We start from the raw sequence: 10,291 nt of genomic DNA, 5'->3' as shown, positions 1-10,291 counted from the left end.
GTCTCGCCGGAGCGATAGACGCCGCGCTCGGCATAGACAAAGGCGTCAGCGCCGGCCGGCACCGCGCGGCCGGTCACGCCGCGATCGCTGAGATCGAAGGCGTTGGATTTCAGGCTCAGAAAAGCGTAGTCGCCCTTGTCGCCGGTGACGGTGAGCAGCGCCGGCGACAACCCGCCCTCGCCGCGGGCGAGGCCTGCCTCGAACAGCACATGGCCGGAATCGTCGGTCTTCTTCGTGGCGAGTATCTCGTTGTTGCGCGCCAGCAGCCGGACGTCGACCTTGCCGGTCGGCTCGGTCGAAGCCAGCGAATTGACGAAGACGTGGATGCCGTCATTGCCGGAAAAGGCGGTGAGGCCCATGTCGGAGACGATGAACCACTGCGTCGCCAGCGTGCCGTCATCATCGCCATTGGCGGCCCCCGGTCCCTTGGCGGCGGCGCTCATCACATAGACGCCCGGCTTCAATTCGCCGATCGCCTGATCGACCGGGAAGGCGGTGGTGATCTCGGCGTTGAGCGTCGAGGCGGTGGCCAGCTCGCCGCTCCAGACCTTGATGCCGCGCTCGTCGCCGAGGCTGTCGAGCTGGTACTTGCTGAGCTGGGTCTGGAAGTCGCTCCCGATCACCGTGTTGATCAGGTTGCGGTCGCCGATCCGGAACACGCTGACATTCACCGCCTGGGTGTTGACCGAGACCACGGGAATGCCCTGCTGGCCGCTGCGCGGCAGCACATAGGCGCGGCCGGTGAAGCGCACGAAGGGTTTGCGGTCGCGGACGTAGATGTTGAACTCGGCCGATTTCGGCAGGCTCTCCTTCACCGTCGACGGCAGGCCGGCGCGCAGATTGATATTGTAACGCTCGCCATGTTTGAGGCCCTCGACGCAGAGCTGCTTCTCCTCCGACGTGACCGCGGGCTTGTCGCTGCCGGCCAGCGACACATACGGCGCGAAATCGACGCGCTTGGCGAGGTCCTCGGAGAACTGGAAACAGGCCCGCGGCGAGGCGGAATCCGAGTCCACGGTGTAATCCAGCAGCTTGAAGCCGTGGTCGTCGCGCAGCCGCTCATACTGGCCGCGGATGTCGGCGACCTCGCGCAGCTCCAGCGACAGCCGCAGCGTGTCCAGCGCCGGGCGCCACAGCTTGCGATCGGCCATCGCGCGGCCCAGCACGGCCAGCGCCTCGGCCTCCTCGCCGGCATTGCCGGCGCGCTGATAGGCGATGTAGGCGGCGGTGGAGGCGCGCTCCAGCAGGAAGGTGGTCTCGGTCGAGGTGGCCGGCCGGATCTGGACGATCGTCCGCGCCAGCCGCAGCCAGTTGCCGCTGTCGTCCGGCGCCGTCGCCACGATCTGGCCGAGCGTGGTCAGCCCGGCGCGGTAGTCGCCGCGGCGAAAGGCGGCGTCGGCATCGGTTCGCAACGTCGCCGCCGGCCTGGCAACGACGCCCGCCTCGGTCTTGATCTGCGCCTCCAGCTTGACCGCGGCATCCGCGAGCTCATCGCGTTTGAAGGCCTTGTCGGCCGCCTGGGCGGAGACCAGACCGAACGCCAGAGCGGCGCACAGGCTGACGGCGCGAACCAAACCGATCATCGAAAACTCCCTGCGGACGAGCGACGCTTCACGTCCAGACATGCGCAGCATGGTGATGGACTCATGACCGCCAGAACCAGACCAAGCCCTATCATGGCGGGGCTGCCGTCCCAAAGCAAAGCCGCGCTGGGGGTTGGTCGCGCCGGCGCGGCAACAGGTTCGCCGCGATCGTCAGATCCCCGACCGCCGCGCCGTGCGCGGGCGCCAACACATACGGTAACAAAACCGTCTTTGCCGAGCGCATTTTCAACCGATTTTCCGGCTTGATGGCGGCGTTGCCACCGTGTCGTCCGGAAGGAAGCCCGTGTATCGCCCAACCCTTCGCCTCGCCGGCCTCCTCGCGGCCGGGTGCTGCCTGCTCGGCAGCCTTCCCCCGGCCTCTGCCGCCCCGGTGCCGAAAGCGTCGTCCCGCGCGTTATCCGACGGGCCATCGGGCAGCGGGCCGGAAGCCTGGGATGCCGATGGCGACGGTGTGTTCACCTGCGCGGAATGGACAAGCTATCTGGAGCGCTGGTTCGCTGTCGCCGACCGCAACCGCGACGGGCGGCTCGATGCCAGCGAATTCGCCAGCATCCGCCGCCCCAATACCTTTTTCGCCGAGGCCGATTTCGGCTATTTCGACGAGAACCAGGACGGCCGCGTCACGCATCAGGAATTCGTCGACAAACCGAGCGAATTCATCCTCGAGCATGACCGAAACAGCGACTGCCGTGTCACCCCCGAGGAAATGAAACCCGGTGCCGCCGATAGTCCCAAGGCGCCCGGCGGGCGCGGCAAGACGCGGTGATCGTCGCACGATTGTCCAGGACGTCAACCTCGTCCAAACACACCCTTCAGGTGTTCTGTGAACTAATAAATTATTTGACGACCACCGTCAGCGGAATGTTCAGGCTAGAGTTTGATCGTAACGGATTGCACTGGAGCGTACTTGTCCCGGACGCGACGACGCGCAACGAGCGGCTTCGCAGAAACGGGACCTTGGCGAATACCAGCGATTGCCAGCGTCCCGGCTCTGCGAAGCACCTCGACCAAGCGGGCGCCATGCATCATGTCCGGGACATGATGCAACGATTAACGATCATGCTCTCGTCGAGCCGGAACCGCGGACAACGTGATTGACGCAAGCGTTCTGAACGCGGGCACTGTCAGGTTTTACCGAGAACGGGTCGTTTGTGTTTTTGACCGGTGGACTTATCGGAAGAGGTCGAGGCGATCTCGCCGAGTGACGAAAGCGACACGGGGGCTCGACCAGGAAAGCTCACGACCAGTTCGAGCGATCCACCCATTGCACCAATGTAGGTACGCAAGGTTGAGAGCAGGAAATCGCTGCGCTTCTCGATCCGGGACACGCCGTCCTGTCCGATATTCAGGGCCGTCGCCATCTGCTCTTGCGTCAGTTTTTGTGCCTTTCGCAAGTCCCGCAACGTCATCTCCTGCGCAAGGAGTTCTTGAGTCCGTGCCGCGATTTTCTCTCGTCTGGCGGTGGGCATACGGGCGCGAATTTCCGCGGCGGTTTTCATGTCGTTTTCCATCCTTTCGCTATTCCGGCTTGCTCGCTGGTGCTGGTCTTTCAGATTTTTTCAAATCTCCCGTTGTCTCTTTCATGTGGGATGCAAATCTGACGTCGGCCAACGCGATCAGCTTTTTGTAAAATTTCTTTTGATCGACAGCCTCTTTGTTGCCGCCACACAGAATGATGGCCGCGCGAGCGGCGTCGAAGGCAAAAGCAAAACGCCACACGCCGTCGCAATTGAACCGAATTTCTTTCATGTTCGGGAAAGACGAGGAAACCAGCGTATCGACCGTGGGGCGCCCGAGTTCTGGCCCAAGTTCCTCGATCACGCCGACGCGCGCGAGCAGATCGTCCTGCACGGCATCGGGCAGGCGTTCAAACTCGGAAACGAAGTCGGTGTGAAAAAGGACCACCCATCCCATCGCCAAATCATGGCATAGGATGCATATGGTTTCAACGCCATATTTAGCGGTCGGGTGAGCTCACGCGAAGAATAACATTCGGATCGTCAATCCGGATTCTGGCGATCCCAGCAGGAATCGAACCTGCAACCCACGGAGTAGAAATCCGTTACTCTATCCAGTTGAGCTATGGGACCGTCGCGGCTTCATAGCACTGCCGGCCGGAAAAATCCGCCCCCGCCCCGGGGCTGATCCACGGATTTTTGGCGCCCGGTTTGGCGTCCTGATGGTGCCCGCCCGGCTGGGACGTTGCGGGCGGCGGACGCGCCGCTTGCCCGACGGCCACGCAACCGCCGGCGAATACTGAGCAAAATTGCCGCGGCACACCGCGCGACAACCCCCGCTTAACCATTTTCGTCGAACGTCTACCCAAAGCGGCAGGGCCGCGGCGGGAGTTGAGTATGCGTAAAGGTACGGTTGCGGCGGCGGGCGTGATGTTGGTGGCGATGTCGGCGGTCGGCTATGCCGTGGGTCGGATCGGCTCGGGCAGCCAGACAATAGCGGGCACGACCGCCAGGAATGAACCCACCGAATTGACCACCGGCAGCATCGCCGCGCGCTGGCCGAAGCCCGAATCCGACAAGACCAGCGCGCCCGCCGCGGCGCCCGGAATCCAGCCGGCCGGTTCGACGCGCCCGACTGACAGCGCTGTCGCGGCGCCGGCGGCCTGCGCCAATCCGAACGCGCTGGGCATCGCCCGCACGGTCGAGATCGATACCACCGGCGGCCCCGGCCTCGGCATGTCGCAATACCGCGATTACGACTTCCTGCAGCCCGGCGAAGTGGTGCTGACCTTCGATGACGGCCCGTGGCCGGTGAACACCCCGGCGGTGCTGGCGGCGCTCGACGCGCAATGCCTGAAGGCGGTGTTCTTCCCGGTCGGCAAACATGCCAGCTGGCACCCGGAAATCCTCAAGCAGGTGCTGGCCCGCGGCCATACCGTCGGCTCGCACACCTGGAGCCACGTCAACCTGGCGATCAAGCCGCCGCAGGAAGCCAAGGACGAGATCGAAAAGGGTTTTAGCGCCGTGGCGCTGGCCGCCGGCCAGCCGATCGCACCGTTCTTCCGCTTTCCGCAGCTGCGCCAGACCGCCGAGCTGAAAGCCTATCTCGGCCAGCGCAACATCGCGGCGTTTTCGATCGACGTCGATTCCGAGGATTTCCGCATCCACAAGCCGGACGTGCTGATCACCGGCGTGATGGCCAAGCTGAAGAAGACCGGCAAGGGCATCATCCTGATGCATGATTTCCAGAAGTCGACCGCGCAGGCGCTGCCGGAGCTGCTGCTGCAGCTCAAGGCCGGCGGCTACAAGGTCGTGCACATCCGTGCCAAGGACACCGCGGTCACCCTGCCCGACTACGACGCCGCGGTCGCCACCCTGATGGCGCCCGCCCGGACCAGCACCGCCAAGCCGCTGGCCGGCGTGATTCGCACCGTCAGCGGCGCCAATTGAGCGCCGCCGCGATCCGCGCCGCCATGCCGCCCGAACCACCGGCCGATTCGCCCCCAGCGGAAAAGCCGCCACGCTGCGCGATGTGCCGCGGGCGGATGGAGGTCACCCGCCGCGAGCCCGGCCCGAACGGCTCGCAGCGGCTGACGTTCCTGTGTCCCAAATGCCAGTTCACCAAAACCAAGACCATCGGTGACCCGATGGATGCCGGCCGCCACCGGCCGCGCAAGGGAAAATAGCCTCGCCGCCATCGCCATAGGTATTTATCAACCAATCATTAACCATAAGCGGTCACGACTGGTGCATTGCATCCATCGAGGCCGTGCCGTGATCTCACCCAGCCAGTTGCTCCGCTTTCTCTCGATTCCTGTCGTTATCGCCGCCTTCGTCTTTGCCGCGCAGATTTCCGGCGGCCTGGCGTTGCGCAGCGGCATCACCCTGCAGATGGTCGCTGTCCGCTAGCCGACATCACGACCGGCGGTCGTCGGCTTCACGCCCAAGCTGTTCCCCGCATTGGCGAATATAGGCTGGCCCGGCAACGTCCAGCACCGCTTTGGATCAATCCGGTACTGCTCCCGGCGGTTGCAGGCCGGATCGATTGCTGAGGCCGCGGTGACAGGCTACACCCCCGCCGCGGAGCACCAGCCAGTCCGGCGATCGCGCCCGCTTATCGAATGGACCACCATGGCCGACGCATCGCTGTTCACCATCCTGACGTTTCAGCGACGGCCGGGGCTGTGGCGCGCATCGATCAGCCCCAAGGTCAATCCCGGCTCGACCATCAAGGGCAAGGACATGATCGGCTTCGTCACCGAGGATGATTGCGACACCGAGGAAGCCGCCGAACTCGCCGCCAAGCGCGCGATCAAGAAGCTGTAGACGAGTCGCGCCGCGGCGCTGATCCGGCCTGCCCGAGGCGTTGCCGGGCCACCGCCGCTATTGCCGGATATCGATGCGACGTTCTGACGCGCTGTAATAAAACCACCTAACACGCATGGTCGCGCACCGACTTACAAAGGTGCCGATGCGACAGCCGAGCCGCCCCCGCGATGACGAACTCACCGGCCTGCCGCGGCCGGCGCGGCTGACGTCGGTGGTCGATATCGGCGCCAATCCGATCGATGGCGACCCGCCCTACAAGTCGATGCTGCGGCAGCGCCTGTGCCGCGTTACCGGCTTCGATCCGCATCCGCAGGCGCTGCTCCGGCTCAACGCGGCGAAGAGCGACCTCGAAACCTATCTGCCCTTTGCCGTCGGCGACGGGCTCGAGCACACGCTCCGGATCTGCCGCGGCCTGGGCTTTGCCAGCCTGCTGCAGCCCGATGCCCAGACGCTGATGCATTTTCCGAATTTTTCCGAACTCGGCCGCGTCGTCGAGCAGGTCCAGCTGCCGACCAGGCGGCTCGATGACATCGCCGAGATCGATGCGATCGATTTCCTGAAGATCGACATCCAGGGCTCGGAATTATCGGTGTTCAAGCATGGCCGCGGCAAGCTGGCCCGGGCGGTCGTCATCCAGACCGAGGTCTCGTTCGTGCCGCTCTATGAGAAGCAGCCGGTGTTCGGCGAGATCGATCTCGAACTGCGCAGCCTCGGCTTCATTCCGCACATGTTCGCGGCGATCAACAAGAAGATGATCGCGCCGATGCTGGGGCCGGATCCGGCCGCGGCGATCAACCAGCTGATCGAGGCGGACCTCGTCTATGTCAGGAACTTCATTCACGCCGACACCATGGACAGCGAGCAGCTCAAGCATCTCGCGCTGATCGCGCATCATGGCTACCGCTCGTTCGACCTGGCGCTGAACTGCATTCATCACCTCGCCAGCCGCGGCGAGGTTTCGGCCGATGCGAAGAATCGCTACGTCGCGATGCTGCAGGCCAAACCGCCGACCCGGACCGACCAGACCCTTTAAAGCCGGGCCGCGACGACGTAGGGTGCGGCAGAAGCCAAGCGGAGGTCCCCGATGCTTTCCCGGCGCCTGTTGCTGACCGCTGGACTGACCATGGCCTGCCCGGCCGTGCTGCGCGCCGAACCGTTACGGCTGCGGCTGGCGCATGGACTGCCGGTCAGCCATCCCGTGCATCCCGCCATGCAGCACTTCGCCGATCTGGCGCGGCAGCAATCGCAGGGCGAGATCGAGATCACGCTGTTCGCCGACGGCCAGCTCGGCCAGGAAGCCGATCTTTTGTCGCAGGTGCAGGCCGGCAAGCTGGATCTGCTGAAGGTCAGCGCCAGCCTGATGGAGCGGTTTCACCCGGCCTACAAGGTGCTCGATCTGCCGTTTTCGTTTCGCGACCGTGCGCACTGGCTGGCGGTGACGTCGAACCAGGTCGGCCGCGACGTGCTTGCCACGACGGCGGCCTCGGGGCTGGTCGGCCTGACCTATTATGACGCCGGCGCGCGCAGCTTCTACGGCCAGAGACCGATCGATCATCCCGACGACCTCAAGGGGTTGAAGATCCGCATCCAGTCCTCGGTGATGATGGCCCGGCTACTGCGCCTGTTCGGCGCCGAAGCCGTCGAACTGGCCTGGAGCAATGTCTATGTGGCGCTGAAGTCGGGCGTGGTGGATGGCGCGGAGAACAGCGTGACGGCGCTGATCATCGGCCGTCATGCCGAGGTGGCGACGCATTATTCGTTCGACGAACACACCATGATTCCAGATGTGCTGCTGATCGGCGCCGGGCGCCTGGCGGCAATGACGCCAAGCCAGCGCGATATTGTCCATGAAGCGGCGTGGGCGTCGCATCACCACATGAACAGGCTGTGGTCGGCATTCGAGGCGCAGTCGCGCAGCCAGGTCGAAGCGATGGGGGTGAAATTCGGGCGCCCCGACAAGGCGCCATTTATCGCCAGGGCCGCGCCCCTCACCGACGAATTCGCCGGCGAGGAGTTTTCGCGCAATTTGTTGAAGCGGATCGCGCAGTCCTGACAACGCACCGCGCGATCGGGCCGGACGGCGCGAAGGTTGTTATTTGACGCCGAGCAGTTCGACCTCGAAGATCAGCGTCGCATTCGGCGGGATCGCGCCGCCGGCGCCGCGCGCGCCATAGCCGAGATCGGGCGGAATGATCAGCGTGCGCTTGCCGCCGACCTTCATGGTGGCGACGCCTTCGTCCCAGCCCTTGATCACCCGCGACATGCCGATCGGAAATTCGAACGGCTCGTTGCGGTCGAGCGAGGAGTCGAACTTCTTGCCCTTGACGCCGTTCTCATACAGCCAGCCGGTATAGTGCATGACACAGGTCTGGCCGCGCGTCGGGCTGACGCCGGTGCCGACCTGGCTGTCTTCGATCTTCAATCCGGATGCTGTGGTCATGAGTTTTCCTGCGGCCTGGGCCATTGCGGTGGAGGTGGAGCTGTCGAATGCGAAAGAGCCAAGCGCCGCGCCGAGGGCGATCGCCGCCGTGGCGCCGGCGCGCTGAAAAAGGTTCATTAGGACTCCTGACGGGATGGACGAACGTCGCGCGAAGCTATGGCCCGCGGACGGGTCAAGGTGCAAGCCCCGGGGCGAAATCGCAACAGCCGGCGCGGGGTTAGTCGGGCCGGGTGACGCGTTGTCCCAACTGACGCTGGTAATTCTCCAGCAATTGCATCGCCAGCCGGCTGGCCTGCTCGCGGCTGATGTCCGCCTGCTCGGCCGGAATCGGCCGCTTCAGGATGAACGACTGTGCGACGTTGTCGATGGCTGCTTGCATGGACGCTCCCCAATTTCACGGAAAACTCCCCGCGGCACGGAAAGTTCCTGCTGGGTCGTTGTCGCGGGATAGCGGGTTCAACGATGCCTGTTTGTTCCCGGAGAACGAACAGGGGGCGGATTTTACCGGCCGGTCAAAGGTTAAGAAATCACCTTCGCTGCGAACTGCAAGCCCTTGAAGGTGAAACGCTTCGGATCCCTCACGCCGCAATGATACAGGCGCCGGATCAGGCGTGTCAGCGCGACGCGATCGCAGCCGGTCAGCAGCAGCACGGCGTCGATGGCGATGTTTTGCGCGGCCATGGCAGCCCCCGACAGCCCGATCGGCCGCCCATCGGTTCGATTCCGCTGCATCGCTGATTCGGCGGCTGGGCATCCATACGTGGATCAACCGATGCGGTTGGGGGGCATATCAGGCCCGGCGGGCCGCGCCTGGCGTAACCTTGCCAAGAATCGCAGATAGTTGATGCGTTGCGACGCTGGCGGCTGTAAACCGCATCAGCGTTCAGTCGCGCTTCGGCCTCGCCGGTCGGCGGGCTGGCCGGCGATAGCCCACCCCAAACGAAGAAAGCGACAAGGCCTCGTTCATGAGCGGATTCAAGGAACCCAGCTTCGCAGATCGCCAGAAGGCGGCGATCGAAGCCAAGAAGAACATTCTGACCAAGTTCAAATCGCAGCCGGGCCCCGATGATCCTGCCGTGAAGGCGCGTGCCGCCGAGCGCGAGGCGCAGGCCGCCGCGCGCGCCAAGGCCAAGCTGGTCCGCGACGCCGAAAAGGCCGCGCAGAAAATCCGCGAAGCCGAGGAAGCCGCCGAAGCCGCGGCCCGCATGGCCCGCGAGAAGGAAGAGGCCGCCGCCGCCGAAGTGGCGCTGGAAGCCGAAAAGAAGGCGGCCCGCGACGCCCGCTACGCCGCCCGCAAGAAGCGCAAGTAAGCCTTCTGGCGTGCCATCGTGATGGCACGCCGACCGATCGGGCTGCGCCGACTAGTTGGTTTTGCCGAATTGCGGCTCGTCCGGCTTGACAAAATTATTGCCGCTGGGGCCGTAGCCGGTGATCTGGATCACGGCGCCCTCTTCCCGGGTGCCGTCCCAATGCACCGCGCCGGCGGGATGCACCATGTATCCTCCGGTCCGCATCGGGATCGCCTTCGCCGGCTCGAAGACATCGCCCGTGCCGGTGTACCAGGCGCCCGACAGCACCACGACATGGCGATCTTCCGGGTGCTTGTGCGGCTTGCTCATGATGCCGGGCGGCCACTTGATCCGCAGCACATAGATCCCGGGCTTGGAGGGGTCGCCATATAGCGTGGCCACTTCGACGCCGACACCGAACGGATTCTTCCAGACTTCCTCGCCCTGCTGGATGCGCACGAAGCCCATCTCATCGGTGGCGGCCCGGGCCGTAGCCCCCGGCAACAGTAACACCACCGCCAGACCCAGCGCCGCGACGACGCCTCGATCGTTTCTCATCATAGCCTCCCCCATCTTGTTTGTATGGCGCCAGGCTATCTGCGCGTCGTGATGGCAGCAATGACGATCACGACAGGCAGCAAGCCGCTTCGACGAAGCCGGCTTGCTGCCTGT

14 protein-coding genes, 1 tRNA gene and 1 pseudogene are annotated in these 10,291 nt (G+C 64.5%); 8 read left to right on the top strand and 8 right to left on the bottom strand.

Annotated elements, in window-relative coordinates:
* Nucleotides 1–1,583, bottom strand: a pseudogene (locus tag Q0S16_RS08970) (alpha-2-macroglobulin family protein); the annotation flags it as partial.
* A 283-nt stretch (nt 1,584–1,866) separates the two neighbouring features.
* Here Q0S16_RS08970 and Q0S16_RS08965 point away from each other — a divergent pair.
* Entirely contained in the window at nt 1,867–2,370 is a 504-nt protein-coding gene (locus Q0S16_RS08965) for a hypothetical protein (RefSeq protein ID WP_295847216.1), read from the top strand.
* Between the two features lie 358 nt (nt 2,371–2,728).
* Here Q0S16_RS08965 and Q0S16_RS08960 read toward each other — a convergent pair whose 3' ends face one another.
* The 3 genes from Q0S16_RS08960 to Q0S16_RS08950 form a co-directional block, all read right to left on the bottom strand.
* Nucleotides 2,729–3,103 carry an XRE family transcriptional regulator gene (locus Q0S16_RS08960; protein ID WP_295847214.1) on the bottom strand — a complete coding sequence of 125 codons (375 nt, stop codon included), beginning with the start codon at nt 3,101–3,103 and terminating at the stop codon, nt 2,729–2,731.
* 19 nt (nt 3,104–3,122) lie between these two features.
* Nucleotides 3,123–3,518 (bottom strand): type II toxin-antitoxin system RelE/ParE family toxin, encoded by a 396-nt coding sequence (locus Q0S16_RS08955; protein WP_295847211.1) that lies wholly within the window; start codon nt 3,516–3,518, stop codon nt 3,123–3,125.
* Nucleotides 3,519–3,617: 99 nt separating this feature from the next.
* A tRNA-Arg gene (locus tag Q0S16_RS08950) sits at nt 3,618–3,694 on the bottom strand.
* Between the two features lie 264 nt (nt 3,695–3,958).
* On the opposite strand from Q0S16_RS08950, the gene Q0S16_RS08945 reads away from it, so the two are divergent.
* The 6 genes from Q0S16_RS08945 (at nt 3,959) to Q0S16_RS08920 (ending at nt 7,943) form a co-directional block, all read left to right on the top strand.
* Nucleotides 3,959–5,011 carry a polysaccharide deacetylase family protein gene (locus Q0S16_RS08945; RefSeq protein WP_295847208.1) on the top strand — a complete coding sequence of 351 codons (1,053 nt, stop codon included), beginning with the start codon at nt 3,959–3,961 and terminating at the stop codon, nt 5,009–5,011.
* Entirely contained in the window at nt 5,008–5,247 is a 240-nt protein-coding gene (locus Q0S16_RS08940) for a hypothetical protein (RefSeq protein WP_295847205.1), read from the top strand. The genes Q0S16_RS08945 and Q0S16_RS08940 overlap by 4 nt, the downstream gene beginning before the upstream one ends.
* Entirely contained in the window at nt 5,213–5,470 is a 258-nt protein-coding gene (locus tag Q0S16_RS08935; RefSeq protein WP_295847201.1) for a hypothetical protein, read from the top strand. The genes Q0S16_RS08940 and Q0S16_RS08935 overlap by 35 nt, the downstream gene beginning before the upstream one ends.
* 222 nt (nt 5,471–5,692) lie before the next feature.
* Nucleotides 5,693–5,887, top strand: a complete 195-nt coding sequence (locus tag Q0S16_RS08930; protein ID WP_295847199.1) for a hypothetical protein — start codon at nt 5,693–5,695, stop codon at nt 5,885–5,887.
* A 145-nt stretch (nt 5,888–6,032) separates the two neighbouring features.
* On the top strand, nt 6,033–6,923 hold the full coding sequence (locus tag Q0S16_RS08925; protein ID WP_295847198.1) for an FkbM family methyltransferase: 891 nt from the start codon (nt 6,033–6,035) through the stop codon (nt 6,921–6,923).
* A 51-nt stretch (nt 6,924–6,974) separates the two neighbouring features.
* On the top strand, nt 6,975–7,943 hold the full coding sequence (locus Q0S16_RS08920; protein ID WP_295847195.1) for a TRAP transporter substrate-binding protein: 969 nt from the start codon (nt 6,975–6,977) through the stop codon (nt 7,941–7,943).
* A 39-nt stretch (nt 7,944–7,982) separates the two neighbouring features.
* Here Q0S16_RS08920 and Q0S16_RS08915 read toward each other — a convergent pair whose 3' ends face one another.
* The 3 genes from Q0S16_RS08915 to Q0S16_RS08905 form a co-directional block, all read right to left on the bottom strand.
* Nucleotides 7,983–8,447, bottom strand: a complete 465-nt coding sequence (locus tag Q0S16_RS08915; RefSeq protein WP_295847193.1) for an FKBP-type peptidyl-prolyl cis-trans isomerase — start codon at nt 8,445–8,447, stop codon at nt 7,983–7,985.
* Nucleotides 8,448–8,547: 100 nt separating this feature from the next.
* Complete coding sequence (locus tag Q0S16_RS08910; RefSeq protein ID WP_295847191.1) at nt 8,548–8,709, bottom strand: hypothetical protein; 162 nt, start codon at nt 8,707–8,709, stop codon at nt 8,548–8,550.
* A 140-nt stretch (nt 8,710–8,849) separates the two neighbouring features.
* The gene (locus Q0S16_RS08905; protein WP_295847218.1) at nt 8,850–9,062 is read right to left on the bottom strand and encodes a hypothetical protein; all 213 of its coding nucleotides are present in this window, start codon (nt 9,060–9,062) and stop codon (nt 8,850–8,852) included.
* Nucleotides 9,063–9,295: 233 nt separating this feature from the next.
* Here Q0S16_RS08905 and Q0S16_RS08900 point away from each other — a divergent pair, with 233 nt between their 5' ends.
* A complete protein-coding gene (locus Q0S16_RS08900) occupies nt 9,296–9,640 on the top strand; it encodes a DUF6481 family protein (RefSeq protein WP_295847189.1) in 345 nt (114 codons plus the stop codon).
* Nucleotides 9,641–9,691: 51 nt separating this feature from the next.
* Here the strand turns inward: Q0S16_RS08900 and Q0S16_RS08895 are convergent, their stop codons facing one another.
* Complete coding sequence (locus tag Q0S16_RS08895) at nt 9,692–10,177, bottom strand: cupin domain-containing protein (RefSeq protein ID WP_295847186.1); 486 nt, start codon at nt 10,175–10,177, stop codon at nt 9,692–9,694.
* Nucleotides 10,178–10,291: the final 114 nt, after the last annotated feature.

The organism is Tardiphaga sp. (assembly GCF_025356345.1).
Taxonomy (GTDB): domain Bacteria; phylum Pseudomonadota; class Alphaproteobacteria; order Rhizobiales; family Xanthobacteraceae; genus Tardiphaga.
The sequence above is the reverse complement of the archived record's forward strand: the minus strand, read 5'-3'. Positions and strand labels throughout refer to the sequence as shown.

Excerpts from the sequence above, each read along its gene's own strand:
- Q0S16_RS08910 (WP_295847191.1), bottom strand. The coding sequence starts at position 8,709 with ATGCAAGCAGCCATCGACAACGTCGCACAGTCGTTCATCCTGAAGCGG.
- Q0S16_RS08925 (WP_295847198.1), top strand. The coding sequence starts at position 6,033 with ATGCGACAGCCGAGCCGCCCCCGCGATGACGAACTCACCGGCCTGCCG.
- Q0S16_RS08905 (WP_295847218.1), bottom strand. The coding sequence starts at position 9,062 with ATGCAGCGGAATCGAACCGATGGGCGGCCGATCGGGCTGTCGGGGGCT.
- Q0S16_RS08955 (WP_295847211.1), bottom strand. The coding sequence starts at position 3,518 with ATGGGATGGGTGGTCCTTTTTCACACCGACTTCGTTTCCGAGTTTGAA.
- Q0S16_RS08930 (WP_295847199.1), top strand. The coding sequence starts at position 5,693 with ATGGCCGACGCATCGCTGTTCACCATCCTGACGTTTCAGCGACGGCCG.
- Q0S16_RS08920 (WP_295847195.1), top strand. The coding sequence starts at position 6,975 with ATGCTTTCCCGGCGCCTGTTGCTGACCGCTGGACTGACCATGGCCTGC.
- Q0S16_RS08915 (WP_295847193.1), bottom strand. The coding sequence starts at position 8,447 with ATGAACCTTTTTCAGCGCGCCGGCGCCACGGCGGCGATCGCCCTCGGC.
- Q0S16_RS08900 (WP_295847189.1), top strand. The coding sequence starts at position 9,296 with ATGAGCGGATTCAAGGAACCCAGCTTCGCAGATCGCCAGAAGGCGGCG.
- Q0S16_RS08960 (WP_295847214.1), bottom strand. The coding sequence starts at position 3,103 with ATGAAAACCGCCGCGGAAATTCGCGCCCGTATGCCCACCGCCAGACGA.
- Q0S16_RS08935 (WP_295847201.1), top strand. The coding sequence starts at position 5,213 with ATGCCGGCCGCCACCGGCCGCGCAAGGGAAAATAGCCTCGCCGCCATC.
- Q0S16_RS08945 (WP_295847208.1), top strand. The coding sequence starts at position 3,959 with ATGCGTAAAGGTACGGTTGCGGCGGCGGGCGTGATGTTGGTGGCGATG.
- Q0S16_RS08895 (WP_295847186.1), bottom strand. The coding sequence starts at position 10,177 with ATGAGAAACGATCGAGGCGTCGTCGCGGCGCTGGGTCTGGCGGTGGTG.